25 protein-coding genes are annotated in these 24,324 nt (G+C 70.1%); 6 read left to right on the top strand and 19 right to left on the bottom strand.

What is annotated here, in order from left to right; genetic code table 11:
- Positions 1 to 66 precede the first annotated feature (66 nt).
- Together ACH4TV_RS38625 and ACH4TV_RS38620 are read right to left on the bottom strand one after the other, a co-directional pair.
- Positions 67 to 756, bottom strand: a complete 690-nt coding sequence (locus ACH4TV_RS38625; protein ID WP_398406002.1) for a lipoprotein — start codon at positions 754 to 756, stop codon at positions 67 to 69.
- A 120-nt stretch (positions 757 to 876) separates the two neighbouring features.
- Positions 877 to 1,977, bottom strand: a complete 1,101-nt coding sequence (locus ACH4TV_RS38620; protein WP_398406001.1) for a citrate synthase 2 — start codon at positions 1,975 to 1,977, stop codon at positions 877 to 879.
- A gap of 347 nt (positions 1,978 to 2,324) precedes the next feature.
- Between ACH4TV_RS38620 and pdxH the strand changes: the two genes are divergently transcribed.
- A complete protein-coding gene (gene pdxH, locus ACH4TV_RS38615) occupies positions 2,325 to 3,005 on the top strand; it encodes a pyridoxamine 5'-phosphate oxidase (RefSeq protein ID WP_398406000.1) in 681 nt (226 codons plus the stop codon).
- Positions 3,006 to 3,059: 54 nt separating this feature from the next.
- Here pdxH and ACH4TV_RS38610 read toward each other — a convergent pair whose 3' ends face one another.
- The 8 genes from ACH4TV_RS38610 to ACH4TV_RS38575 form a co-directional block, all read right to left on the bottom strand.
- On the bottom strand, positions 3,060 to 3,683 hold the full coding sequence (locus ACH4TV_RS38610) for a TetR/AcrR family transcriptional regulator (RefSeq protein ID WP_398405999.1): 624 nt from the start codon (positions 3,681 to 3,683) through the stop codon (positions 3,060 to 3,062).
- The gene (locus ACH4TV_RS38605; protein WP_398405998.1) at positions 3,671 to 4,414 is read right to left on the bottom strand and encodes an enoyl-CoA hydratase family protein; all 744 of its coding nucleotides are present in this window, start codon (positions 4,412 to 4,414) and stop codon (positions 3,671 to 3,673) included. The genes ACH4TV_RS38610 and ACH4TV_RS38605 overlap by 13 nt, the downstream gene beginning before the upstream one ends.
- Positions 4,411 to 5,982: a 4-coumarate--CoA ligase family protein gene (locus tag ACH4TV_RS38600; protein ID WP_398405997.1), complete on the bottom strand. Its 1,572-nt coding sequence runs from the start codon at positions 5,980 to 5,982 to the stop codon at positions 4,411 to 4,413. The genes ACH4TV_RS38605 and ACH4TV_RS38600 overlap by 4 nt, the downstream gene beginning before the upstream one ends.
- Before the next feature lie 44 nt (positions 5,983 to 6,026).
- Positions 6,027 to 7,193 carry an acyl-CoA dehydrogenase family protein gene (locus tag ACH4TV_RS38595; protein WP_398405996.1) on the bottom strand — a complete coding sequence of 389 codons (1,167 nt, stop codon included), beginning with the start codon at positions 7,191 to 7,193 and terminating at the stop codon, positions 6,027 to 6,029.
- A gap of 111 nt (positions 7,194 to 7,304) precedes the next feature.
- Entirely contained in the window at positions 7,305 to 9,158 is a 1,854-nt protein-coding gene (locus ACH4TV_RS38590) for an acetyl/propionyl/methylcrotonyl-CoA carboxylase subunit alpha (protein WP_398406155.1), read from the bottom strand.
- A gap of 42 nt (positions 9,159 to 9,200) precedes the next feature.
- The gene (locus ACH4TV_RS38585; protein ID WP_398405995.1) at positions 9,201 to 10,805 is read right to left on the bottom strand and encodes an acyl-CoA carboxylase subunit beta; all 1,605 of its coding nucleotides are present in this window, start codon (positions 10,803 to 10,805) and stop codon (positions 9,201 to 9,203) included.
- Complete coding sequence (locus ACH4TV_RS38580; protein WP_398405994.1) at positions 10,802 to 12,526, bottom strand: acyclic terpene utilization AtuA family protein; 1,725 nt, start codon at positions 12,524 to 12,526, stop codon at positions 10,802 to 10,804. The genes ACH4TV_RS38585 and ACH4TV_RS38580 overlap by 4 nt, the downstream gene beginning before the upstream one ends.
- The gene (locus ACH4TV_RS38575; protein ID WP_398405993.1) at positions 12,523 to 13,329 is read right to left on the bottom strand and encodes a TIGR03084 family metal-binding protein; all 807 of its coding nucleotides are present in this window, start codon (positions 13,327 to 13,329) and stop codon (positions 12,523 to 12,525) included. Before ACH4TV_RS38575 ends, ACH4TV_RS38580 begins: the two co-directional genes overlap by 4 nt.
- A 475-nt stretch (positions 13,330 to 13,804) precedes the next feature.
- On the opposite strand from ACH4TV_RS38575, the gene ACH4TV_RS38570 reads away from it, so the two are divergent.
- The 3 genes from ACH4TV_RS38570 to ACH4TV_RS38560 all read left to right on the top strand — a co-directional run bounded on the left by ACH4TV_RS38570 (position 13,805) and on the right by ACH4TV_RS38560 (position 16,115).
- On the top strand, positions 13,805 to 13,993 hold the full coding sequence (locus ACH4TV_RS38570; protein ID WP_398405992.1) for a hypothetical protein: 189 nt from the start codon (positions 13,805 to 13,807) through the stop codon (positions 13,991 to 13,993).
- Between the two features lie 118 nt (positions 13,994 to 14,111).
- Positions 14,112 to 15,164, top strand: a complete 1,053-nt coding sequence (locus ACH4TV_RS38565) for a radical SAM protein (protein WP_398405991.1) — start codon at positions 14,112 to 14,114, stop codon at positions 15,162 to 15,164.
- A gap of 264 nt (positions 15,165 to 15,428) precedes the next feature.
- A complete protein-coding gene (locus ACH4TV_RS38560; protein WP_398406154.1) occupies positions 15,429 to 16,115 on the top strand; it encodes a class I SAM-dependent methyltransferase in 687 nt (228 codons plus the stop codon).
- A 40-nt stretch (positions 16,116 to 16,155) separates the two neighbouring features.
- Here ACH4TV_RS38560 and ACH4TV_RS38555 read toward each other — a convergent pair whose 3' ends face one another.
- The 6 genes from ACH4TV_RS38555 to ACH4TV_RS38530 all read right to left on the bottom strand — a co-directional run bounded on the left by ACH4TV_RS38555 (position 16,156) and on the right by ACH4TV_RS38530 (position 20,404).
- A complete protein-coding gene (locus ACH4TV_RS38555; protein ID WP_398405990.1) occupies positions 16,156 to 16,632 on the bottom strand; it encodes a hypothetical protein in 477 nt (158 codons plus the stop codon).
- Positions 16,633 to 16,754: 122 nt separating this feature from the next.
- Positions 16,755 to 17,306: a hypothetical protein gene (locus tag ACH4TV_RS38550; protein WP_398405989.1), complete on the bottom strand. Its 552-nt coding sequence runs from the start codon at positions 17,304 to 17,306 to the stop codon at positions 16,755 to 16,757.
- Positions 17,303 to 17,833, bottom strand: coding sequence for an anthrone oxygenase family protein (locus ACH4TV_RS38545; RefSeq protein WP_398405988.1), 531 nt, complete (start codon positions 17,831 to 17,833; stop codon positions 17,303 to 17,305). Before ACH4TV_RS38545 ends, ACH4TV_RS38550 begins: the two co-directional genes overlap by 4 nt.
- A 42-nt stretch (positions 17,834 to 17,875) precedes the next feature.
- Complete coding sequence (locus ACH4TV_RS38540; RefSeq protein ID WP_398405987.1) at positions 17,876 to 18,544, bottom strand: NAD(P)-dependent oxidoreductase; 669 nt, start codon at positions 18,542 to 18,544, stop codon at positions 17,876 to 17,878.
- A gap of 95 nt (positions 18,545 to 18,639) precedes the next feature.
- Positions 18,640 to 19,854 carry an NAD(P)/FAD-dependent oxidoreductase gene (locus ACH4TV_RS38535; protein ID WP_398405986.1) on the bottom strand — a complete coding sequence of 405 codons (1,215 nt, stop codon included), beginning with the start codon at positions 19,852 to 19,854 and terminating at the stop codon, positions 18,640 to 18,642.
- Positions 19,855 to 19,951: 97 nt separating this feature from the next.
- The gene (locus ACH4TV_RS38530) at positions 19,952 to 20,404 is read right to left on the bottom strand and encodes a nuclear transport factor 2 family protein (protein WP_398405985.1); all 453 of its coding nucleotides are present in this window, start codon (positions 20,402 to 20,404) and stop codon (positions 19,952 to 19,954) included.
- A gap of 148 nt (positions 20,405 to 20,552) precedes the next feature.
- Here ACH4TV_RS38530 and ACH4TV_RS38525 point away from each other — a divergent pair, with 148 nt between their 5' ends.
- On the top strand, positions 20,553 to 21,443 hold the full coding sequence (locus ACH4TV_RS38525; RefSeq protein ID WP_398405984.1) for a LysR family transcriptional regulator: 891 nt from the start codon (positions 20,553 to 20,555) through the stop codon (positions 21,441 to 21,443).
- A 63-nt stretch (positions 21,444 to 21,506) separates the two neighbouring features.
- Here the strand turns inward: ACH4TV_RS38525 and ACH4TV_RS38520 are convergent, their stop codons facing one another.
- From ACH4TV_RS38520 to ACH4TV_RS38510, 3 genes are all read right to left on the bottom strand, one after another.
- Positions 21,507 to 22,517, bottom strand: a complete 1,011-nt coding sequence (locus ACH4TV_RS38520; protein WP_398405983.1) for an EamA family transporter — start codon at positions 22,515 to 22,517, stop codon at positions 21,507 to 21,509.
- Positions 22,518 to 22,796: 279 nt separating this feature from the next.
- A complete protein-coding gene (locus ACH4TV_RS38515; RefSeq protein WP_398405982.1) occupies positions 22,797 to 23,414 on the bottom strand; it encodes a nucleotidyltransferase family protein in 618 nt (205 codons plus the stop codon).
- Between the two features lie 27 nt (positions 23,415 to 23,441).
- Complete coding sequence (locus ACH4TV_RS38510; protein ID WP_330289005.1) at positions 23,442 to 23,678, bottom strand: winged helix-turn-helix domain-containing protein; 237 nt, start codon at positions 23,676 to 23,678, stop codon at positions 23,442 to 23,444.
- A 155-nt stretch (positions 23,679 to 23,833) separates the two neighbouring features.
- Between ACH4TV_RS38510 and ACH4TV_RS38505 the strand changes: the two genes are divergently transcribed.
- On the top strand, positions 23,834 to 24,151 hold the full coding sequence (locus ACH4TV_RS38505; protein WP_398405981.1) for a hypothetical protein: 318 nt from the start codon (positions 23,834 to 23,836) through the stop codon (positions 24,149 to 24,151).
- Positions 24,152 to 24,324 lie beyond the last annotated feature (173 nt).

Raw genomic sequence — 24,324 nt, 5'->3', positions numbered from 1 at the left:
ACGTCCGGCCGGCCTCTCCTCACGGAGGGACCCGAGTTCGCGGGTCGCCTGCGTTCAGGCCCAGCTCTAGGACTTCAGGGTGCGCTGGGCCAGTTCGTATGCCGGGAGCATCGCCTTGTGTTCCTCGGTGTCCAGGCCTCCGAGGTGTACGACGACGGGTCCTCGTGGGGTCGTCACGGCGAGGGCGCGTTCCGTCTTCGGTTCGTCCAGGAACTCGCTCGTGTAGACGTACTCCACCTCGACGCCCATAAGGCCGCCCGCCTTGAAGGTGCTGTACTGCGGCTTGCTCGCCGCCTTGTCGTCGGCCACGAAGGCCTCCAGTACGGTGCGCGCGTCGGCGTCGCCCGGAGCGCCGGTCCAGATGCGCAGGTAGCCGATGTGCCCGGCGGGCTTGGCGTCCACCTCGCAGGCGAGCGTGACCGGGCCCTGGCGCAGAACGGCGTCCGCGAGATCCGCGAGCTCGTCGGCCGGTTCACCGTCCGTGCCGCCGGACGGGTCCCCGCCCGACCCGGTGTCGACGGCTTCCGCCGTCCACTTCTCGGCGATGTCGAAGGTGACGGGGAGTTCGCAGGCCGAGCCGTCGGCGCCGATGGTGCCGCCGCTCTCGGCGGCGTTCCCCTCCGCCGACGCCGGGGCGCTCTCCGCCGGCTTCACCTTCGCGGCGTCGTCCGTCGCCTCCGAACAGCCCGCGAGCACCGTCACCAGCAGCACCGCCTGGACCAGTCTGTGCCGTGTGTTCCCCGCCCCGACCAGCATGCGCTGTCCCCTCCCTCGCTCGGGCGGGTCACATTATCGGAGCGGGCGGCGGTCCCTCGTACCGGCCGTCGTACCCGGTCAGGGCGGCCCGCCGGGGGTCGTCCTGACCGGGTGACGACCTCAGCGGGCGATGCCCTCGTAGCCCTCGATGTCGTGCGGGTCGCGGGTGCCGGGGCCGATGTAGCGGGCCGACGGGCGTACGAGCCTGCCGGTGCGCTTCTGCTCCAGGATGTGGGCGGACCAGCCGGCCGTGCGGGCGCACGTGAACATGGACGTGAACATGTGGGCCGGGACCTCGGCGAAGTCCAGGACGATCGCCGCCCAGAACTCGACGTTCGTCGCCAGGACCCGGTCCGGGCGGCGGGCGTGGAGTTCCGCCAGCGCCGCCTTCTCCAGGGCCTCGGCGATCTCGAAGCGCGGGGCGCCCAGTTCGCGGGCCGTACGGCGGAGCACGCGCGCGCGTGGGTCCTCGGCGCGGTAGACGCGGTGGCCGAAGCCCATCAGGCGTTCGCCCTTGTCCAGGGCCTGCTTCACGTAGGCGTCGGCATCGCCTGTGCGTTCGATCTCCTCGATCATGCCGAGGACTCGGGAGGGGGCGCCTCCGTGCAGAGGGCCGGACATCGCCCCCACCGCGCCCGACAGGGCTGCCGCCACGTCCGCGCCCGTCGACGCGATCACCCTCGCCGTGAACGTGGACGCGTTCATGCCGTGCTCGGCCGCGCTCGTCCAGTAGGCGTCCACCGCGGCGACGTGTTTCGGGTCCGGCTCGCCGCGCCAGCGGATCATGAAGCGCTCGACGACGGACTGGGCCTTGTCGATCTCGCGCTGCGGGACCATGGCGTTGCCCTGGCCGCGCGCCGACTGGGCGACGTAGGAGAGAGCCATCACGGCGGCGCGGGCCAGGTCGTCGCGGGCCGTCTGCTCGTCGATGTCGAGGAGGGGACGCAGGCCCCAGACGGGGGCGAGCATCGCCAGCGCCGACTGGACGTCCACGCGGATGTCGCCGGAGTGGACCGGGATCGGGAACGGTTCGGCGGGCGGCAGGCCGGGGTTGAAGGCGCCGTCGACGAGCAGGCCCCAGACGTTTCCGAAGGAGACGTGACCGACCAGATCCTCGATGTCGACGCCCCGGTACCGGAGTGCGCCGCCCTCCTTGTCCGGTTCGGCGATCTCCGTCTCGAACGCGACGACTCCCTCAAGTCCGGGTACGAAGTCGGACATCAGGCGGCTCCTCTTGATGTGTACGACAGGTGTCGGGGTGACGGGCGGGTGTACGGGCTGGTGTACGGACGGGTGTACGCCCCCCGCCCCGTGTGGCTCGGTGCGCGATTTTTGCGTCCAGTTTCGTGTCCGGTTCAGGTGTCCGGTTCGGTTCCGCGGCCATTTCCGTACAGCTCGCGGTCCGAAACGGTCACCCGGGTGATGCCCCGTTCGGCCGGTCGTTCAACCGGGACGACATCTGCACGATATCTCCGAGTGCCACCTTTGGGGAGCCCTTGCGGCACTCAGTGCCACTCGGTGCCGCTCGGTGCCTCACAGTGATGTCGCTGATACGGCAAGATGAAGGTGTGACCGATCGCCGCGACGCCATCCCCCTCGATCCCGTCGATCCCGCCGTCATGCGCAAGCAGTACCGTGCCGACGGCCTCGCCGAGGGCGACCTGGCCGACGGTCCCATGGAGCAGTTCGCACGCTGGTTCCTCCAGGCCGCCACCGACGCCGGGCTCCTCGAACCCAACGCCATGGTCCTCTCCACGGCCGATGCCGACGGGCGGCCCAGCTCTCGCACCGTGCTGCTGAAGCAGTACGACGAGCAGGGCTTCGTCTTCTACACGAACTACGGCTCCCGCAAGGGGCGCGACCTGGCCGCGAATCCGTACGTCTCGCTGCTGTTCCCCTGGCTGCCGCTGGCCCGCCAGGTCGTCGTCACGGGTGTCGCGCGCCGCACCGGCCGCGACGAGACGGCCGCCTACTTCCGCACCAGGCCGCACGGCTCCCAGCTCGGCGCCTGGGCCAGCGAGCAGTCCTCGGTGATCCCCACCCGGGCCGAACTCGACGCCGCGTACGCCGAGTTGGCCGCCCGTTACCCGGAGGGCGAGCAGGTGCCGGTACCGCCGAACTGGGGCGGGTTCCGGGTGGCACCGGAGAGCGTGGAGTTCTGGCAGGGGCGCGAGAACCGGCTCCACGACCGGCTGCGGTACGTGGCGCAGCCGGACGGGGGCTGGCGCGTGGAGCGGCTCAGTCCCTGAGCCCCTGAGCCCCTGAGCCCCTGAGCCCCTCAACACTCCGGGTTATTCGAGGGGTCAGTCGAGCGCCTTGTCCAGCAGGGCCGCCCACTGCGTCACCACCCGGTCCCGCCGGCCCCCGTCGTCGGTGAGCAGGTTCGCCAGGCCCAGGCCGCGGGACATGTCGAGCAGGCCCTGGACCGTCTCCCGTACGCCCGGACTCGTCTCGTCCGCGCCCAGCAGGTCCACCGCGATGCGGTGTGTCTCGCGGCCCACCCGAGCCTCCAACTCCGTTACGCGCGGGCGTAGTTGCTCCTCGTTCGAGGCGGCCACCCAGAGGTGGAGGGCGGCGCGGAAGAGGGGGCCGGTGTAGAGGTCGACCAGGGCGGCGACCACCGCGCGGCGGTCGGCGGCGCCCTCGGGGAAGAGGGCGCGCAGGGCGGTGGAGCGTTCCTCGGCGACGTACTCGACGGCGGCCGTGAACAGGTCCTCGCGGGTACGGAAGTGGTGCTGGGCGGCGCCCCGGGAGACACCGGCGCGTTCGGCGACGACGGAGACCGTGGAGCCCGCCCAGCCGTGCTCGGCGAGGCAGGCCACGGCGGCTTCCAAGAGGCGTTGGCGGGTGGCGCGGCTGCGGTCCTGCTTGGGGGCGCGGTCGCCCGGGACACGAGCGACCGCGTTCACAGCACTCACAGCACCCATGGGGGATCCCGTCGTTCGAGGAAGGCCGTCATGCCCTCGCGGGCGTCGTCGGAGGCGAACATGCGGGCGGAGAGCCTGGCCATCTCGCCCCAGTCCAGGTCGAAGACCTCCAGCACCTTAGCCGTGAGCAGCCGTTTCGTCTCGGCGAGGGCGCGTGGGGCCGCCCGGCGCAGTCCGTCGAGGACGGGGGCAAGGACCTCGTCGACGTCGGTGTGCTCGCCGGCCGCCGAAAGAAGGCCGATGCGGGCGGCCTCGGCCGCGCCGAAGGTCTCGCCGGTGAGGTAGTAGCGGGCGAGGGCACGGGGGTCGACGCGGTGCAGGAGCGGGATGGAGATCAACGCGGGGGCCACGCCGATGCGGACCTCCGTGAAGGCGAACGTGGCCGTGGCGGAGGCAGCGGCGATGTCGCAGGCGCCGAGCAGGCCGAGGCCGCCGGCCCGTACGTGGCCGGTGACCCGGGCCACGACGGGCTTGCGCAGCTTGATGATCTGCTTGAACAGGGAGACGACGGCCTTGGGCTGCGGCGGGTCGCGCAGGTCGGCGCCCGCGCTGAAGGTGGTGCCGGTGTGGGTGAGGACGACGGCGCGTACGTCGTCGTCCTTGCCGGATCCTTTCAGGGCGTCCGCGAGTTCCTGCACGAGTGCCGCGGACAGGGCGTTGCGGTTGTGCGGCGAGTCCAGGGTGAGGGTGGTGATGCCACGTTCGTGCGTGGCGTGGACCAGGGTGTTCACGTGCGCTCCCGGAGTTGGCGGCGCAGGATCTTGCCCGAGGCCGCCCTCGGCACCCCGCCGACGAAGGTGACGTGCCGGACGCGCTTGTACGGGGCGACGCGCTCGGCGACGTACATCATGACCTCTCCTTCGGAGAGGTCGCTCGCGTGCGGCTGGCGGACCACGTACGCGTGCGGGACCTCGTTGTTGTCCTTGGTATAGACGCCGACGACGGCGGCGTCCGCGATGCCCGGGTGGGTCAGGAGGAGGGCTTCGAGTTCGGCGGGGGCCACCTGGAAGCCCTTGTACTTGATGAGTTCCTTCACCCGGTCGACGACGAACAGCCAGCCGTCGGCGTCCACATGGCCGACGTCCCCGGTGTGCAGCCAGCCGTCGGTGTCGATCATCTCGGCCGTCGCGCCGGGGTTGCCCAGGTAGCCCTTCATCACCTGAGGGCCGCGGACGACGATCTCGCCGGCCTCGCCCTCGTCGGCGTCCCGGTCGGGGTCGTCGAGGGAGACGATCCGCATCTCGGTGTTCGCGAGGAGCTTGCCGACCGTCCCCGGCGGAGCGTCGCGAATCGCGTCCAGGGGGACGATGTGCGTGCCCGGCGACAGCTCCGTCATGCCGTACGCCTGCCCGACCGGTGGCAGCCCGAGCCGTCGCGAGCAGGCGGCGGCGAGTGCCGCGTCCAGGGGGGCGGCGGAGCTGACGATGTACTCCAGGGACGACAGGTCGTGGTCGGCGACCGCCGGATGCTTGGCGAGGGCCAGGACGATCGGCGGGGCCACGAACAGGCCGGTGATGCGGTGCCTCTCGATGGCCGTCAGGAACGTGTCGAGGTCGAAGCGCGGCAGGACGACGACGGCGGCGCCGCGCCCCAGGGGCATGTTCATGAGGGCGGTCAGCCCGTAGATGTGGAAGAACGGCAGCACGGCCAGGATGCGGTCGCCGGGGCCGGTACGCAGGGTCGGCGCGAGCTGGGCGAGGTTCGTGGCGATCGACCGGTGGGTGAGCATCACGCCCTTGGGGAGGCCGGTCGTCCCGGAGGAGTACGGGAGCACCGCGACGTCCTGCGCCGGGTCGAAGTCGATCTCCGGTTCGGGCGCGGTCGAGCCGATCATGTCGACGAGCGAGCGGTGTCCTGGGGGCGCGGTGTCGCAGACGAAGATCTCCCGTACCCCGCCCGCCCGTTCGGCGGCCTCCCGGGCTGTTGGGAGGAGCGGTGAGACGGTGACGATCCAGGCGGCGCCCGAGTCGCGCAGCTGTTTCGCGAACTCCTCGGCGGTGGCGAGGGGATGCACGGTCGTGACGGTGGCACCCGCGCGCGTGGCGGCGTAGAACGCGGTCGGGTAGGCGATCGTGTTCGGGCTGTGCAGGGCGAGGACATCGCCCTTACGGAGGCCCGCCTCGGCGAGTCCGGCGGCCATCTGCCGGTGGAAACGGTCCAGTTGGCCGTACGTGAGGGTGGTGCCGTCGATGCCGTCGACGAGGGCGGGCGCGTCGCCGAACTCGGCGGCCCTGCTCAACACGGCCTCGTGGATGGGGAGTTCGACGGGATCGACGTCTGCGTACTCGCTGCGGAACATGGTCGGTTCCTCCTCGCACAACGGTGTGCGCCGGGCCTTGCGGGTCAGTACGACTTGGGCAGGCCCAGGGTCTGGTGGGAGACGTAGTTGAGAATCATCTCCCGGCTCACCGGTGCAATACGTGCCACGCGGGAGACGGTTATCAACGAGGCGAGCCCGAATTCCCGGGTGAGGCCGTTGCCGCCGAGGGTGTGCACGGCCTGGTCGACGGCCTTCACACAGGCCTCCCCGGCCGCGTACTTGGCCATGTTCGCCGCCTCGCCGGCCGGCACGTCCTCGCCGGCGTCGTAGAGGGCGGCGGCCTTCTGCATCATCAGGCGGGCCAGTTCGAGGTCGATGTGCGCCTGGGCGAGGGGGTGCGCGACGGCCTGGTGGGCGCCGATGGGCTCCTTCCAGACGGTGCGTTCACTGGCGTACCGGACGGCTGTGCCGAGCGCGTACCGCCCGATGCCGATGGCGAACGCGGCCGTCATGATGCGCTCCGGGTTGAGGCCGGCGAAGAGCTGGAGGAGGCCTGCGTCCTCGTCGCCGACGAGCGCGTCGGCGGGCAGCCGTACGTCGTCGAGGGTCAGCTCGAACTGCTTCTCCGGGGACTCCAGTTCCATGTCGATTTGGCGCCGCGAGAAGCCTTCGGCGTCGCGGGGGACGATGAAGAGGCAGGGCTTGAGGCGGCCGGTACGGGAGTCTTCTGTGCGGCCGACTATCAGGACGGCGTCGGCGATGTCCACGCCCGAGATGAAGACTTTCCGACCGGTCAGGAGCCAGTCGCCGGTGTCCGGGTCACGGCGGGCTGTGGTGGTGATGCGGTGGCTGTTGGAGCCGGCGTCGGGTTCGGTGATGCCGAAGGCCATGGTGCGGGTGCCGTCGGCGATTCCGGGGAGCCATTGCTGTTTCTGGGTGTCCGTGCCGAAGCGGGCTATGACGGTGCCGCATATGGCCGGGGAGACGATGAGCATGAGGAGGGGGCAGCCTGCGGCGCCCAACTCTTCGAGGACGATGGAGAGTTCGGCGATGCCGCCGCCTCCACCGCCGTATGCCTCCGGCAGGTTGGCGCCGAGGTAGCCGAGTTTGGCGGCGTCTGACCAGAGCTCGTCTGTGTGGCGGCCGTCGGATACGACTTTGGTCATGTACTCGCGGCCGTAGCGGTTTCCGAGGGCGGCTACTGCGGTTCGTAGGGCCTGGTGTTCCTCGGATTCGATTACGGGGGACATATTGAGGCTCCTAAGGGGGAGGGGGGTTCTGTTGTGTGGTGGGTGCGGGTTCGTTGTGGCTTGTCGCGCAGTTCCCCGCGCCCCTATGGGGCGCGTCCTGGGCGGCGTCCGCTAAATCACCACCGCTAGCAAAGTGCCTACCTCCACCTGCTGGCCCGTTGTGGCGTGGAGGGCTGTGAGCGTGCCTGTCGCGGGCGCTGCGATCTTGTGTTCCATCTTCATCGCCTCCAGCCACAGGAGGGGCTCTCCGGCCTGCACAGGGGTTCCTACGGTCAGGCCCTCCGCCACCCTGACCACCGTGCCGGGCATGGGGGCCAGGAGGGAGCCCGGGGCGTGTTGGGTCGTCGGAGCGGGGAGGCGGGGCAGGGGGGTGAGGGTGGTGGTGTTGACGTACGTGCGGTCGTCGTACCTCGTCACCTCGAACTTCCGTCGTACGCCGTCCACTTCGAGTACGACGAGACGCGCGTCGGCGTGTACGACCCGTACCCCGTCCGCGTCCGCTGTCAGGCCCTCGCGGGTGTGGTGGTAGGTCGCCTCGTGTTCCTCGCCGTCCGCCGTCGCGTACCGCTTGACCTGCGGTTGTGCGGGCAGGTTGCGCCAGCCGCCGAAGCGGGAGCGGCCGTGGGCGTCGGCCAGGGCGGCGGCCAGGGGAGCGTGGGGGTCGGGGGCCGGCTTCGTGAGGTCGGTGAGGTGACGGTCGTAGAAGCCCGTGTCCATGCGGGCCGCCGTGAACTCCCCGTGGCGCAGGGAGCGGACCAGGAGGTCACGGTTGGTGATCGGGCCGTGGATCGTCGTCCGCTCCAGGGCGCCCGCCAGTCTGCGGATCGCCTCCGCGCGCGTGGGGGCGTGTACGACGGCCTTGGCGAGCATCGGGTCGTAGTGGACGGGGATCAGGTCGCCGTCGCCGTAGCCGGTGTCCAGGCGGATGTTCTCCGCTTCCGGGACGGCGAGGCGGTGCAGGGTGCCGGTCTGGGGGGTCCAGTCCGCCGCCGGGTTCTCGGCGTAGAGGCGGGCCTCAATTGCGTGGCCACGCGCGCGTGGGGGGTCGTTTTCGAGGGGGTGGCCCTCCGCGACGCGTATCTGGAGAGCCACCAGGTCGATGCCGAAGACCGCCTCCGTGACCGGGTGTTCGACCTGGAGGCGGGTGTTCATCTCCAGGAAGTGGGCCCTGCCGTCCGCCCCCACCAGGAACTCGACGGTGCCGGCGCCCGTGTAGTCGACGGCGCGGGCGGCCCGTACGGCCTGTTCGTGGAGTTCGCGGGTGAGCGCCTCCGGGATTCCGGGCGCCGGGGACTCCTCGATCACCTTCTGGTGGCGGCGCTGGAGGGAGCAGTCGCGGGTGCCGAGCGCCCACACCGTGCCGTGGGTGTCGGCCAGGATCTGGACCTCGACGTGCCGGCCGCCCTCCACGTACGGCTCGACGAAGACCTCGCCGTCCCCGAAGGCGCTGTGGGCCTCGGCGCGGGCGGCCGCCAACTCCCCCTTCAGGTCAGCGAGTTCGCGTACGACGCGCATGCCGCGCCCGCCCCCGCCCGCCGCCGCTTTCACCAGTACTGGCAGATCGGCCTCGGTGACCTCGCCCAAAGGCGCCAGGCCCATGAGTTCCTTCGCGCGCGTCTTGGACGCCATCGCCTCGATCGCGGCCGGCGGGGGGCCGATCCACACGAGCCCCGCGTCGAGTACGGCACGGGCGAAGCCGGCGTTCTCCGACAGGAAGCCGTACCCCGGGTGCACGGCGTCCGCGCCCGCCGCCAGCGCCGCCTGCACGACCAGATCTCCGCGCAGATACGTGTCCGCGGGAGCCGCTCCCGGCAGCCGTACCGCCGCGTCGGCCACGCGCGCGTGGAGGGCGTTCTCGTCGGCGTCCGAGTGCACGGCGACGGTTCGGATGCCCAGCTCACGGCACGTGCGGAAGATCCGGCAGGCGATCTCCCCGCGGTTGGCGACGAGTACAGAGGTGATGATCGCTGTTGACTCTGTTGATTCCTCGGGCACTGTGTTGATTCCTTACATCCGGAAGACGCCGAAGCCGCCGCGGGCGCCCTCGTAAGGGGCCGTGTGAATCGCGGAGAGGCACAGGCCGAGGACGGTGCGGGTGTCGCGCGGGTCGATGACGCCGTCGTCGTACAGCCGCCCGGAGAGGAACATGGGGAGCGATTCGGACTCGATCTGCTGCTCCACCATCGCGCGGAGGGCGGCGTCCGCGTCCTCGTCGTACGGCTGCCCCTTCGCGACGGCCGACTGGCGGGCGACGATCGACAGCACACCGGCGAGTTGCTGCGGACCCATCACCGCCGACTTGGCGCTGGGCCAGGCGAAGAGGAAGCGGGGGTCGTAGGCGCGCCCGCACATGCCGTAGTGACCGGCTCCGTACGAGGCCCCCATGAGGACGGAGAGGTGGGGGACGCGGGAGTTGGAGACCGCGTTGATCATCATCGCGCCGTGCTTGATGATGCCTCCCTGCTCGTACTCCTTGCCGACCATGTAGCCGGTGGTGTTGTGGAGGAAGAGGAGCGGGATGTCACGCTGGTTGGCGAGCTGGATGAACTGGGCGGCCTTCTGGGACTCCGCGCTGAACAGGACCCCCTGGGCGTTGGCGAGGATGCCGACCGGATAGCCGTGGAGGGCCGCCCAGCCGGTCACGAGACTGGTCCCGTAGAGGGGCTTGAACTCGTCGAAGTCGGAAGCGTCGACGATGCGGGCGACGACCTCGCGAGGGTCGAAAGGCACCTTCAGATCGCCCGGGACGATCCCCAGCAGCTCCTCCGCGTCGTACTTGGGGGGCTGGACGTCGGCGGGGCTCGGATCGGCGTACGCCTTGCGGTGGTTGAGTCTGGCGACGACCCGGCGGGCCTGGCGCAGGGCGTCGTGCTCGTCGAGGGCGAAGTAGTCCGCGAGGCCCGACACGCGCGCGTGCATCTCGGCGCCGCCCAGCGACTCGTCGTCGCTCTCCTCCCCGGTGGCCATCTTCACGAGGGGCGGCCCGCCGAGGAACACCTTGGCGCGCTCCTTGACCATGATCACGTGATCGGACATCCCGGGGATGTACGCCCCTCCGGCCGTCGAGTTCCCGAACACCACCGCCACCGTGGGAATCCCGGCGGCGGAGAGGCGGGTGAGGTCGCGGAAGACGGCCCCGCCGGGGATGAAGATCTCCTTCTGCGACGGGAGATCCGCACCGCCCGACTCGACGAGGCTGATGCAGGGCAGCCGGTTGGCGAGCGCGATGTCGTTGGCGCGCAGGGCCTTCTTCAGGCTCCAGGGATTGCTGGCGCCGCCGCGCACGGTCGGGTCGTTGGCCGTGATGAGGCATTCCACACCCTCGACGACCCCGATACCGGTGACGAGGGAGGCGCCGACCGCGTACTCGCTCCCCCAGGCAGCGAGCGGCGACAGTTCCAGGAAGGGCGTGTCGGGGTCGAGGAGCAGTTCGATGCGTTCGCGGGCGAGGAGTTTGCCGCGGGCGTGGTGCCGGGCGATGTACTTGTCCCCGCCGCCCGCGAGTGCCTTGGCGTGCTCGGCATCGAGGGCCGTGAGTCTGGCCAGCATGGACTCTCGGTTGGTGCGGTGGTCGGGGCCGTTGATGTCCAGCGCCGACGACAGGACGGTCACAGCAGGGCCTCCGGGATGTCCAAGTGACGGGAGCGCAGCCATTCGCCGAGCGCCTTGGCCTGCGGATCGAAGCGGTGCTGCGCGGCGACGCCCTCGCCGAGGATGCCCTCGACGGTGAAGTTGAGGGCACGGAGGTGCGGCAGGCTGTGCCGTACGACGGTCAAGTCGGCGGTCTCCGGCAGCAGTTCGCGGAACCGGGCGGTCGTGAGGGTGTGGACCAGCCAGCGCCAAGCCTCGTCCGTGCGCACCCACACACCGACGTTGGCGTTACCGCCCTTGTCGCCGCTGCGGGCGCCGGCGAGGAGCCCGAGAGGGGCGCGGCGGGTCGGGCCGGGCGGCAGCAGCTCGGGTGCAGGGGGTTCCGGCAGGTTCTCCAGTACGAGGGTGTCGTGCGGCGGGGGTACGGGGATCCGGCGGCCGTCGTCGAGGACGGCCACGTGGTCCACGGTGTCCTGGGGGACGTACTCCGCCTCGAAGATCCCGTAGGGGGCGCCCTTTCCCGGGGGCGCCAGGACGTGGAACCCGGGGTAACTGGCGAGGGCGAGTTCGACGGCGGCGCCGCTGAGGGTGCGGCCCACGGTGTCCTGGTCGGGGTCGCGTACGACGAGCCGGAGCAGGGCGCTGGCGGTCTCCTCGGTGGGGGCGTCGGGGCGGTCGGTGCGGGCGAGGGTCCAACTGACGTCGGCGGGACGGGACTTGGCCGCGTAGAGGACGGTTTCCAGCTGGTCCCGGACGAGCGCGGCCTTGCGTTCGATGTCGAGCCCGGTGAGGACGAACGTGACCTCGTTGCGGAAGCCGCCGAGCCGGTTGAGGCCCAACTTGAGTGTGGGCGGGGGCGCTTCCCCTCGTACGCCGTGGATACGTACCCGGTCGGGGCCCTCCTGGGTGAGCCGGACGGTGTCGAGGCGGGCGGTGACGTCGGGGCCGGCGTACCGGGCGCCCTCTGTCTCGTACAGGAGTTGGGCGGTGACGGTGCCGACGTCGACGATGCCGCCGGTGCCGGGGTGCTTGGTGATGACGCTCGTGCCGTCGGAGTGGATCTCGGCGAGGGGGAAGCCCGGGTGACGGAGAATGCCGCGATCGTGGAGTACGTGCTCGGCGAAGAAGGCGTAGTTGCCGCCGGTGGCCTGGGTGCCGCATTCCAGCACATGTCCGGCGACGACCGCACCCGCGAGCCGGTCGTGGTCCTGCGGTCCCCAGCCGAAGTGGGCGGCGGCGGGCCCGGCGACGAGGGCGGCGTCGGTGACGCGGCCGGTGACGACGATGTCCGCGCCCTCGCGCAGACAGGCGGCTATGCCGAAGGCGCCCAAGTAGGCGTGTGCGGCAAGGCTGTTGGGGTGGCCGGGGGTGAGGTCGTCGCCCTCGACGTGGGCCACGCGGACGGGGATGCCGAGCCGGTCGGCGAGCTTCCTGACGTCCGCCGCGAGGCCCGCCGGGTTGAGGCCGCCCGCGTTGGCGACGATCCGTACCCCGCGCTCATGGGCGAGACCGAGGCACTCCTCCAGTTGCCGCAGGAAGGTACGGGCGTACCCGGCCGAGGGGTCCGCCGGGTTCTTGATGCGGTCGCGGCCCAGGATGAGCATGGTCAGTTCGGCGAGGTAGTCGCCGGTGAGGACGTCGAGTTCGCCGCCGGTGAGCATCTCGCGCATGGCGTCGAAACGGTCGCCGTAGAAGCCGGAGGCGTTGCCTATGCGGAGGGGTTCGGTCGGCGGGCCGTTCACTGCGAAGTCCCCTTCGGTGCGCGTCCGTTGCCCGGCGGTCCCGCGAAGGCCTGGGCGATGTCGAGCCACTGGTCGGCGTCGGGGCCTTCGGCGCGTACGGCGAGGTCGGTGCGGTGGGCGCGCTGCGTGACGAGGAGGCAGAAGTCTAGGGCGGGGCCGGTGACGCGCTGGGGTGCGTCGGACGGGCCGTACCTCCACAACTGGCCTGTCGGGCTCACGAGTTCGACGCGGAACTCGTCGGCCGGCGGGTTCAGGCCCCGTACGGCGAACGCGAAGTCCCGGGTGCGTACGCCGATCCGTACGACGTGCCGGATCCGGTCGGTGGGCGCGTGCTCGGCGCCCAGCGCGTCGGCGATGTCCTGGCCGTGGGCCCACGTCTCCATCAGGCGGCCGGTGGCCATGGACGCGACGGACATGGGCGGGCCGTACCAGGGGAAGCGGGTCCCGGCGGGGGCCGCGCGCAGGGCCGCCTCCAGCGCGGCCCGGCCCGCACGCCACCCGGCGAGCAGCCTGGCGGGCGGTTGTACGGCGCCCTGCTCGGCACCCTCGTCGACGAACCCCTCGGGCGACGCGACCGCCTTCTCGACCTCGCCCGCGAAGGCCCCGGCATCCGTGAGGGCGAGCAGCGCGGCACGGTCGGTCCAGGCGAGGTGCGCGATCTGGTGGGCGACGGTCCAGGCGGGGGCGGGGGTGTCGAGGGCCCACTGCCTGTCATCCAACTCGGCTACCAGCTCGTCGAGTTGGGCGCTCTCCTGGCACAGGTCGTCGATCACGGCAGCTGTAGCGGCCGACGGGTCGGACACGGGGCGCTTCCCTTCGGGCACGACGGTGTGCCGGACGTTGGGGGTGGTGCGGCGTGATGCGGCGTGGAGCGGTCCGTTCTCGAAGGATGGCAGCGACACCAGAAACAAGCAAGCGTGCTTGCATTGAGCGGGGTCCATGTCCCGGGCCAGTGGCGGAGGGGCTGTTGCCCTCGTTCCAGGGAGCGGTGACGCCGCCGGAGCCCGGCACAGGAGCGGTTTTCGTGCGACGCCCAGAGAGATCGTGGCGGCACTGCGGAACCTACGGCGTCGACCTGGACGGGACGCGCCGCACACCGCCCGCGAGCCGACGGAGGAGCGAGGCCGGACCTGTCACCACGCACAGGGTCGATTCCGTACCGCCACAGCCTGTCACCGGTCCCTCGTCTGGCTGCCACAGGTAGCGAGGGGAGGAGATCTGCCCAACGGTTGACCGTGAAGGCGGGGCGCCGCCTTCCTTCTACGAGAGGAGGCCGTTGTGGATTCCCAAAACGGTACGAGCAAGCCCTCGGTCGACGTCCAGGTGGACGAAGACGGCCGCATCATCGTCAACGCTCCGGAGATCGCTGCGCAACTGCGGGAAGCGAACTCTTCCGCCTTGGTCAGAGGCCAAACCGTGGTCAACAATCAGTGCAATATGGTCGTCGGGTGCGGGGTCCAGATGTAGTTCTCCGCCCCGAGCCAACGGACGTTTCGCCCGTCGGCCGACCGACTGGCCGACGGGCGATTCTTTCTTCGGTTTCTCGATTGTCATCTCTCTTCGACAACGCACCAGGACGTGACTCGTGAGCGATACCGCCGGCTCTCCCGTTCGCCCACAGGAAGCCTTTCAGGAAAAACTCCGTGAGGCTTTCACTGATGAGATGCTCCATTTGATCATCCTCCCCACGGAGCAATGCAATTTCCGTTGCACGTATTGCTACGAGGACTTTACGATCGGCCAGATGGATCCGTCCACGATTCAGGGCGTCAAGCGACTCCTCGACAAGCGGCTGACCGGGCTGCGGAGTCTGGCCATCTCATGGTTCGGCGGTGAACCCCTCCTGGGTCGAGGTGTCGTGGAAGACATTTCTTCTCATATCGCCGAAGCAGTGGTGGACGAACCAGGGCTGCAGTACGAGGCCGACATGACCACCAACGGCTACCTCCTGGACCTGCCGAAGGCGGAGAGGTTCGCGGAGCTCGGAATCCGCGCCTACCAGATTTCCCTGGACGGTCCGCAAGCCGTCCACGACAGCACGCGTGTCAGAGTCAACGGCAGCGGCTCGTTTCAACGAATCTGGAACAATCTACTGGCGATCCGAGCCAGTACTCTGCCGGTTCAGGTGCTCCTCCGGATCCATCTCACTCCCGCCACCCTGCCATGCATGCCAGAATTCCTGGCCCAGGTTCGGGACACGTTTCTCGACGATGACCGATTCTCCGTCAAGCTCAGGCCTGTCGAGAGGATGGGCGGCCCCAACGACGAGTCCATCGAAGTTCTTCCGTGGGCGGAGCGCGCCAAGATCGTGGAGAAGCTCGAAAAGGTGCTCCGTACCGGGCCGGCCGTGTCCGAGGGACCCGGGCACATGGACGTCTGCTATGCCGCACGGCCGAATTCGTTCGTCATTCGGGCCAACGGCAGCATTGCGAAATGCACGGTGGCGCTCAACGATCCGGCGAATACCATTGGACAACTACTGCCGGACGGCGCCCTCCGGCTCGACAACGAACAACTGAGTCCATGGCTACGCGGTTGGGCGATTCGCGACCAGGACTCCGTACGCTGCCCTTACGTCGGTATGCCGCGTTCGGCACCGCAGTTGCTGCAGATCGATCCTGTCGCGAGAGTCCGCTGAAGCGCTTCTCCCTCTGCTGTCGCCCGGGGTGCGCCCACGCACAGCCCTCACAGTTCGGCCACGTCCCGCTCGGACGCGGTGGGGTGATGCCCACAGTCAAATTCGGATGCATCGCCGCCTCCCCCGCAGTACGGTCCCCCGGTGACAGCCTCAGGCTCCGGAACAGACCAAAGTCGAACCGCAGATGTCGTTACCGATGACGATGACGATGACGGCTACTTCGGAGAACCCGTGGCCGCGACGTACGACGACCCCTCCTCCGACATGTTCACGCCCGCCGCCGTGGAGCCGGCAGCCGATTTCCTGGCCGAGTTGGCAGGTGACGGGCGAGCCCTCGAACTCGGGATCGGTACCGGGCGTATCGCGCTGCCGTTGGCGCGGCGCGGGGTCGAGGTGCACGGGATCGACATGTCCCGGGCGATGGTGGCCCGGATGCGGGCCAAGCAGGGCGAGGACGCGATCGGGGTGACGATCGGGGACTTCTCGGCGACGCGGGCCGGTACGACGGACGGGGACTTCTCCGTCGCCTACCTCGTCTTCAACACGATCATGAACCTGACCTCGCAGGAGGCGCAGGTGGCGTGCTTCCGCAACGTCGCGGCGCAGCTGGCGCCCGGCGGGACCTTCGTCGTCGAGGTCATGGTGCCCGAGTTGCGCAGGCTGCCGCCCGGCCAGCACGTCGTGCCGTACCACACGAGCCCGACGCACTGGGCCTTCGACGTGTACGACGTCGCCACGCAGGCGACCAGCTCGAACTACGTCGAGGTGGTGGACGGGCGTGGGTCCTACCGATCCATTCCGTTCCGGTACGTCTGGCCGTCCGAGCTCGATCTGATGGCCCAGCTGGCCGGGATGCGGCTGCGCGAGCGGTGGGACGGATGGACCCGGGAGCCGTTCACGAGCGAGAGCACGAAGCACGTGTCGGTGTGGGAGAAGCCGGCCGGCGGCTGAGGCACCGGGTGCGGCCGGTCCCTTCCGTCGGATCCCCGGGTCAGTCGCCGGAGTAGCCGAAGATGCCCAGGTGGGTCGGCTCGTCGCCGGTGTGCAGGATGACGTACAGGCCCGTCCATCGCATCTGGCACTCCTCGATCAGGTCCCCCTTGGAGTCCGTACGGCCGCTCTTCGCCTCGTACGCCTCGTCGAGCCGTGCCTGGAACTGCTCGGGGGTCGGGCGGGCGGTGCCGAATTGGTGGACGATGCGGTCGGGGGCGAGGGGGCGCAGGGTGCCGTAGTCCGCAGCCCTGCGTTCGGAAGGGGCTTTGGTCGTGTGCACCACTCGCCTGATGTCGAGAATCGAGTGAGTGCCCTCCTCCTCCATGAACTCCTCGTCGGCGTACAGCTCTTCGAGCGTCTCGTACGTGTCGTCGTCGCCGTACTCCTTCTGGAACACCTGCGCGTGCAGGTTCTCCAGGGCCCGTTCGACGCTGCCGTCGAACGGGGTGACGTACTCCCAGCCGCTCGCACCCATCGCGCGCCCCCTCTTCTCCGTGCCCTCACTGTGAGGACGGCGTCAACCTAGAGGACGGGACTGACATCGGGGCTGGCGGCGAGGCTTGCATCGGGGCCGACCTCGGCTGCCGGAGCCGCTCCTCACCGGCGGTGCCACCAGCTCGGGCGGCGACGCGGAGCGTCGGTGAGTGCGGCCTCTGGGATCCCCAACTCCCGTAGCCTGCGTTGCAGTTGCGCCTCCTGCTCCCGGGTGACCGCCAGCCACAGCGAGGTCCCCGAGTCGTTCGCGCTGAAGACCGGGCGGTCCCCTTGCGCTGCCTCGGCGCCGATCGTGTAGGGGGCCAGGGTCACCAGCAGCTCGAACTGCTCGTCGTCGCGGACGTCGATGTCGATCGCCATCCCGGGGTCGCGGCGGCGGGAGGGGCTGCCGTCCGTCGGTGCCGCCTCCCTGTCCAGGGTCAGCAACCGCTCGTACGACGGGAGCGCCTCCGGCGGCCAGGCGTCGTCGCTGTACGCGTCCAGGTGAGCCGTGTCGATGCCGGGGCGCAGCACGCGTAGGGCCTCGCGGTGGACGAGGGTGATGTCCGCGTGGTTCAGGCCTTCCATGGGCACGAGCGCGAGCTCGCGCACCGGTTCCGGCGCGAGCTCGCCGTCCTGGCCGTCTTCTGAGGTTCCCTCCGGGGTGATTCTCACCCCCTCATGATCCGCCCTGTCATCCGTTGCCCGCCCGTGAGGGTGCGGGTCCCTCTCGCCCTGCTCTGTGTACTGGGCAACGGCGTTGCAAGGGCGAGGACCACGAAGGCGAGGACCGCGGCCGTCGTCCGGACGGCGTGGGCGATCTGCCAACGGTCCCGTACGTCGGTCCAGTTGGCGGGCGGGGCCTGAGCGTTCCAGTGGAGCTGGTCGGAGTTGATGGGCAGGTTGACGATGAGCGTGAGGCCTAGAACGAGGACCAGCAGGGCGAGTGCGGCCACGGTCAACCAGCGGGTGTCTGTTCGGTAGGTCTGGCGGAGCAGTACCGCTGTGGCGATCAGCGCCGGCAGGAGTGTGGCAACGGCGAGTTTGTCGAGGGAGTCGAGTTCGACCAGGCGGACCTGGGTGTAGACGGTGCCGTCGAAGCCGCGCAGCGAGAGTTCCAGAACCAGGACCGACGTAAGGAATCCGGCTAACAGCCCCGCGCATACGAGGCTGGCGAAACGGGCGTACTTCGTCGTGATCACGTTCCTTCGGGACAGGTGACCCGGGCGGCGAAGGGGCGGGCGTCAGTTCGCGATTCCGACGACCTGCTCGATGGTGTCCGGCTGGGTCACCATGGCGAGCATGTGGTGGGCGACGTCGGCGCGTGACACGGAGAACCCGCCCCGGATGTTGCGGTTCCACGCGGTCCGGTACGTGCCGGTCAGGGGCTTGTCGGTGAGCTTGGGCGGGCGCGACACCGTCCATTCCAGTCCGCTGTCACGCAGGGTCTGCTCGGTCACGGCGAGGTCGGCGTAGTGCCGGCCGAAAATCGCCCGGGTCAACCGGACTCCCAGGTGGCGCATGAAGAAGCCGTCGCCGGGATCGTGCCTGGGTGGCGTCGGCCGGCCAGGCACCGGCACCGGTCCGACGGGTGCGGCACTGACGATGATGATCCGCCGTACGTCCTCGGCCCGCATCGCCGTGACGATCGCGCGGGTGCCGAGTGAGGTGATGCCCGCGTCCGCGCGCGGGTTTCGCGGGCCGAGCGCGGACAGTACGGCGTCGGCGCCGCGTACCGCCGCGGTGAGCGTCGGCATGTCGGGGCGGGTGAGGTCGACGGCGACCGTCCGGACGCCGTCCGGCAGGTCACGTGGGCGGCGGGCCACGGCGGTGACGTCATGCCCACCGGCTACCGCCTGCTCGACCAGGTGCCGTCCGATACCGCCGGTGGCGGCGACGATCGTGAGCTTCATCGGGGTCCTCCTGAGGTGAAGGGGGCGCGGTGGTCCTGCTCCCAGGTGGCGTACGTTCGGTATGCGGCCGCATGTCGGCTGCCGGCGTGCGTCGTTCAGGCGGACTGTTCGGCGGTGGCCGCCGTCTCGCGGCGCTGGGCCCGGAGCAGTCGGCGGCCCTGCTCGCCCTTGGCCCAGGTGTGGGAGCCGGGCTTGCGTGCCTCGTCCACCAGCTGCTTGACGGTGAGCTTGCACACGAGTTCCTTCACCTTCGCGCCTGTTCGGCCGCCGACGTGGAGCCGCTTGGCGGTGTCGTCCTTGTGGGCGAACTGGAACATGCCCACGCGGCGCCCCAGGCTGAGGCACTGCCCGGCGAACCCCAGGTCGATCGGTGTGGGCCGCTTGCTCGCGATGCGGCTGAGCACCGTGTCGGCAGCGTGTGCGCCCAGCGGGCCCGCGGCCTGGCAGCTCATCCGGAACGGCATGTCCGACGGCGCCGCCGAGTCCCCCGCGGCGACGATCCGCTCGTCGTCGACGCTCGTCAGGGTCTCGTCGGTGAGCAGGCGGCCCAGGGTGTCGGTGCCGAGCCCGCTGCGGGCGGCCAGGTCCGGCACGCCGAACCCGGCGGTCCAGATGGTGACCCCGCTCGACAGCTCACGGCCGTCGCCGAGCCGCACGGTGTCGCCGGTCACCTCCGTGACCTTCGTACCGGGGCCCTGCAGCACGGTCACCCCGAGGCCGGCCAGCCGCTTGGCGAGCGAGCGGCGGCCGTTCGGGTGCAGGTAGGGGCCGAGCAGCCCGCCGCAGACCAGGGTCACGGTGCGGCCCGCCTCCGCCAGTTCGGCAGCGGTCTCGATGCCGGTCGGACCGGCTCCGACCACCGACACCGGGGCCGTGGCGGGAGCGGCGTCGAGGACCGACCGCAGCCGCTGCGCCTCCTCGAACGTGGCGATCGGGTGGGCGAACTCGGCGGCTCCGGGCACGCCCGGGTCGGCGCTGCCACTGCCCACCGCGTAGATCAAGTAGTCGTAGCCGACCGTGCCGCCGCTCGCCAGCTCCACCCCGCGCCCCGTCGCGTCGATCCGGGTCACGGTGTCGACCACCAGCCGGACGCGCTCGCCCAGGATCTTCCGGTAGTCGTTGACGGCCTCGTGCGTCCCGCCCGCCAGCTGGTGCAGCCGGATCCGCTCGACGAAGTCCGGGCGGGCGTTGATCAGCGTCACGGTCACGTCGTCGCGCTGCGTCAGCCGGTTGGCCGCCATGACCCCGGCGTAACCGCCACCGATCACGACGACCTCAACGACCTCGACGACCTCGATGTTCTCAGCCATGGTTTCTCTCCTCCGCTGTCAGGGATTCGGGCACGCAAGACGTCGACTTGGTGCGCAGGATGTCGACTTGGCACGCCGTGACGGCGTGCAGGACGGATCAGGCGAGGCGCTGTGGCGCCGAGCCGCGGAGCGGGGTGGAGTCCAGGTACCGGACCTCGTAGATGCGTTCGCCGAACTTCCAGCCGTCGGCGGTGCGCTCGTAACGGTCGTGGTACACGGCGTGGTTCAGGTGCGAGCTGCCGTCGCGCAGCCGTCCGAACTCCTGGACGTACGCCCGGCCGGCCGCGGTGTCGCCCTCGCCGTCCAGCCGGATGACGCCCGGGTGGACGTTCTGTACGAAGAACTCCCAGAGCGACTGACCCCACTCGATCCCCGCGCGGATCTCCTCGCGACCGACGAACTCCTTGTCGATGTGCGGCCAGCGCATGGCACCGTCGGGCGTGAACAGCGAGGCGGCGCGGTCGAATTCACGCATCATCACCGCGTCCGTGAGCTCGGCTCGCAGCGCCTCTATCTCGACGCGATCGGCGATGGCCCGTATGTCGCCCATCGGTTTCCCTCCCCGTCCATGTGTGCGTCATGCGTGTGCTGCCTGTCCGGTGGTGATGGATCCAGCATCGATGGGGTGGGCAGACGGAACAATGTAAGGTTTCTTGGGCTATTCATAATGTGACGGTTATGCATGGACGGGGGTGTTCATGGAACTGCGTGACATCGAGATCTTCCTGACCCTGGCCGAGGAACTGCACTTCGGCCGCACCGCGGAGCGGCTCCAGGTGTCCCAGGCCCGCGTCAGCCAGGCCATCGCCAAGCAGGAACGGCGCCTCGGCGTCGTCCTGTTCGACCGCACCAGTCGGCGCGTCGCCCTGACCCCGGTCGGCCGGCGCCTCCGCGAGGACCTCCAGCAAGCTGTCGACCTCCTGCGGGAGGGGCTCGCCCGCGCCGAAGCGGCCGGCGCGGGGACGCGGCAGACCCTGCGCCTGGGTGTGTTCGGCCACGCCGGCCACGAACTGCGCCCCCTCGTCGAGGCCTTCCGCTCCCGTCACCCCGGCAGCGATGTCCAGTTCGGCGAGATCAACGGCAGCGACCCGTTCACCGCGCTGCGCGCCGGAGAGCACGACGCGCACGTGCTGTGGCTTCCGGTGGCCGAACCGGACCTCACGGTCGGCCCGACCGTGCTGACCGGAGGCCGCGTGCTCGCCGTGGCGGCAGACCATCCGCTGGCCGAGCGTGGCACCGCGTCACTGGAGGACCTCGGCGACAACCATGTCGTCGACCTCGGCCCCGACGCCCCCGAGTACTGGGTCACGACCATGGTCCCCACGCGTACGCCGCTCGGTCGCCGAATCCCGCGCGGGCCCGCCGCACGGACTTTCCACGAGGTTCTGTCGCTGGTGGCCTCCGGACGGTGTGTCCACCCCCTGGGCGAACTCGCCGCCCGCTACAACCGTCCCCCCGGCATCGCCTTCGTCCCCGTTCCTGACGCCCCCACCGTCCACTACGCCCTCACGTGGCGATCCACCGACGACAACCCCACCCTCCGCGCACTGGCCCAGACCGCCGCCGACCTCGGCCCCCTCTCCATGTGACAGCGGACGAGGGGCAGTTGAAGCGGACGACGGCAGTTGCCCGGCAGCCTCCCAAGCCTCCTACTAGCTTTCCAACTCCAGCGGCTTCCTGGGCACTTGGGCCGATCCGGCAAGCTCCTCGCCAACGGCGGCCGGGGTCTTCCGCCGGCCCACCTGGGTCCGTACCGCCCCCATGCTCGCCACGATGACCAGGGAGATCGCGAGGGCCTCGGGGACGGACAGGGCCTGGTGCAGGATCAGGAATCCGGCCGCCGCGGCGGTGGCCGGTTCCAGGCTCATCAGGATCGCGAAGGTGGAGGAGGGCAGGCGGCGCAGCGCGAGGAACTCAAGGGTGTACGGCAGGACGGAGGAGAGCACGCCGACGGCCGCCCCCAGCGCCACGGTCGTCGGGTCGAACAGGCGGTCGCCCGACTCGACGACCCCCAGCGGCAGGAACACCACCGCCGCGACCACCATGGCGAGCGCCAGCCCGTCGGCCTGCGGAAAGCGCCGTCCCGTACGGGCACTGAGCAGGATGTACGCCGCCCACATGGCACCGGCACCGAGGGCGAAGGCGGCCCCTACGGGATCGAGGGTGTCGAAGCCGCCCCCGCCGAGAAGGAACACACCGGCGAGGGCGAGGCCGGCCCAGGCGAGGTTGAGGGCGCGGCGGGAGGCGACGACGGAGAGGACGAGCGGACCGAGCACTTCGAGCGTCACGGCGGGACCGAGCGGAATCCGTGCGATGGCCTGGTAGAACAGCCCGTTCATGGCGGCCATGGTCACCCCGAACAGGAGGATCACGCCCCAGTCGCCCCGCGAGTACCCGCGCACCTTGGGCCGGCACACCAGCAGCATGATCACGGCGGCGGCCACGAGCCGCAGCGTCACGATCCCGAAGGCCCCGGCCCTCGGCAGCAGCGTCACGGCGAGCGCACCGCCGAACTGCACGGATATCCCCCCGGCCAGCACCAGCCCGACGGCCCCGAGGGTCCCCCACCCCTTACGCGCCCCCCGATGCCGCCCCCGGGACCCACCCGGAGCGGGTTCGACAACAGCGGGCAGGGCGGCCACCACCCCTGTCACCCCTGCCATCCCCGCCGCCCCTGTCACAGCCGTCCCGACCGAGGCAGGCACGACCGGTCCGACCACGGCGGCCCACGAGGGCAGACGCTCAGCGCTGGGCATCTTTACAGGGCCTTCCCAGGATCTACGCGCGATCTCCGTGCAACGCGATGCACTTCACCGTCCAGAGTAGTGGACTAGAAAGCGCATGCGAAACCATGTACACCCGACGCGCCCGGGCCTGCGCTCCGGCGCCTTCGACCCTGTCAGCGCCGGGACATGTACAGGTCCAACGCCTGTGCAGCAGACCTAGCCACCCCGTGGCGCACTCGGCCGAGGCCAGTCCAGCACCGTCAACTCGGGCCACTGCTCCCGCCACCGGGCCGTCTTCGCCTCGTAGACGGCCTGCGGGGCAAGGACCGGGTTCGGCCGGACAACGAGGTTGAACACGTCCGAGAGCCCGTGCGGCGCGTACACACGCCACTGGCCGTCCCGTTCCAGGCGTACGCCCAGACAGCACGTCGTCGCCGCGAAGCTGTCGATTGCCGCCTCGGTGGACCGGTACGGCGGGCACGGGACGCCGAACTTCTTCTCATACCAGAGGTGGACCCGGGCCTCGTTGCGGATCTCGACCTCGGCGGGCAGGTCGGCGAAGGCCTCCCGCCCGGCCTGGATCGCCCTGCCCTCCGCCTCCCACGACAGGTCACCGTCGTCGAAGTAGAAGACGTCGTAGTCCTTGATGCCGTCGGTGGGCGGCCTGTCCGTGACCACGTTCCACACGGTCTGGAACAGGCACCCGGCCGTCAGGTACCACCCGGGCAGATCCAGCGTCGCGGTGCGGGCCAGCACCTCCACCAACACGTCGTTGCGGGACAACACCTCGCGCAGGGCACCGAGTTGTTCATCGAGGGGAAGCCGACCGATCACCGGTCCTGCCTACCACAGGGCAACGCGTTACGCCTCGGGGCGCTCGGCCACGAAGGAGCCCAGGCCCGGTTCGGTGTAGATGAGCCCCTCCGCGCGCAGGCCCTTGTGAACCTTCTGCGCGGTCACGGCGGCGATACCGAACTCCGCGGTGATCTCCACAACGGACGGGATGCGAGTCCGTGGCGGGTACGTGCCGTCCTCGATACGGCGGCGGATCACCTCAGCCACCTGGCGCCAGCGGGGGATATCGGCAGCGAATTCCATCACCGCACCACCATGCGCAGACGGCCGTATTCTGCGCGATTCACAGTCCACCGCTCATACAGCAGTAGACCGCAGTAGGGTGTAGCTTGAAAAGACCCCGGCAACGGATTCCGGCCGTTCCGGGGCATGGCCACCAGTCAACTTGAACGGAGCTGATGACAGTGAAGGACCCTATCGGCCGTCTCATCGTCTGGGTGAGCACTCTGCTCACCCCACGCGGCGCGCACCGCCGCACCCGCCCGCTCATCCTTCTCGCAACCACCGCTCCTCCTCCGGCCCGACCCACACTCCCCGCCCACCGCAGCCCGTACGGCTTGGACGCCGACGCCCCTCTCGACGGCGCCGCCACCAGGTCCGTACGCCCGTACCTCGCCGCCCATGAACAACGGCTACGGCACCGGGAGTTGGCGATGGCCACCCTGGGCCTGGACATGCCCGGCCCGTACTGGATCCACGGGACGGAGGTCGCCTGATGCGAGCGGAACCGGAGTCGACGGACGCGCCTGAACTGCCGTACGGGCCCCGCCTGTTGCCCTGGACCGGCCAGGAGGGGTCGAGTAGCCGAGGGGAATCGCACCCCTCGGCTCTCACGGAACCGTGCGTAACAGTCTCCCGTTACACGGCTCTTGTCGTTCTGATCGTCAGG

The sequence above is a fragment of the Streptomyces sp. NPDC020898 genome, from assembly GCF_044333925.1.
Lineage (GTDB): Bacteria > Actinomycetota > Actinomycetes > Streptomycetales > Streptomycetaceae > Streptomyces.
This window is presented reverse-complemented; position numbering and strand designations above follow the sequence as displayed.

Excerpts from the sequence above, each read along its gene's own strand:
- ACH4TV_RS38625 (WP_398406002.1), bottom strand. The coding sequence starts at position 756 with ATGCTGGTCGGGGCGGGGAACACACGGCACAGACTGGTCCAGGCGGTG.
- ACH4TV_RS38540 (WP_398405987.1), bottom strand. The coding sequence starts at position 18,544 with ATGAAGCTCACGATCGTCGCCGCCACCGGCGGTATCGGACGGCACCTG.
- ACH4TV_RS38525 (WP_398405984.1), top strand. The coding sequence starts at position 20,553 with ATGGAACTGCGTGACATCGAGATCTTCCTGACCCTGGCCGAGGAACTG.
- ACH4TV_RS38555 (WP_398405990.1), bottom strand. The coding sequence starts at position 16,632 with ATGGGTGCGAGCGGCTGGGAGTACGTCACCCCGTTCGACGGCAGCGTC.
- ACH4TV_RS38560 (WP_398406154.1), top strand. The coding sequence starts at position 15,429 with ATGTTCACGCCCGCCGCCGTGGAGCCGGCAGCCGATTTCCTGGCCGAG.
- ACH4TV_RS38610 (WP_398405999.1), bottom strand. The coding sequence starts at position 3,683 with ATGGGTGCTGTGAGTGCTGTGAACGCGGTCGCTCGTGTCCCGGGCGAC.
- ACH4TV_RS38530 (WP_398405985.1), bottom strand. The coding sequence starts at position 20,404 with ATGGGCGACATACGGGCCATCGCCGATCGCGTCGAGATAGAGGCGCTG.
- ACH4TV_RS38595 (WP_398405996.1), bottom strand. The coding sequence starts at position 7,193 with ATGTCCCCCGTAATCGAATCCGAGGAACACCAGGCCCTACGAACCGCA.
- ACH4TV_RS38620 (WP_398406001.1), bottom strand. The coding sequence starts at position 1,977 with ATGTCCGACTTCGTACCCGGACTTGAGGGAGTCGTCGCGTTCGAGACG.
- ACH4TV_RS38505 (WP_398405981.1), top strand. The coding sequence starts at position 23,834 with ATGACAGTGAAGGACCCTATCGGCCGTCTCATCGTCTGGGTGAGCACT.
- ACH4TV_RS38520 (WP_398405983.1), bottom strand. The coding sequence starts at position 22,517 with ATGGCAGGGGTGACAGGGGTGGTGGCCGCCCTGCCCGCTGTTGTCGAA.
- ACH4TV_RS38510 (WP_330289005.1), bottom strand. The coding sequence starts at position 23,678 with ATGGAATTCGCTGCCGATATCCCCCGCTGGCGCCAGGTGGCTGAGGTG.
- ACH4TV_RS38600 (WP_398405997.1), bottom strand. The coding sequence starts at position 5,982 with ATGTTCCGCAGCGAGTACGCAGACGTCGATCCCGTCGAACTCCCCATC.
- ACH4TV_RS38535 (WP_398405986.1), bottom strand. The coding sequence starts at position 19,854 with ATGGCTGAGAACATCGAGGTCGTCGAGGTCGTTGAGGTCGTCGTGATC.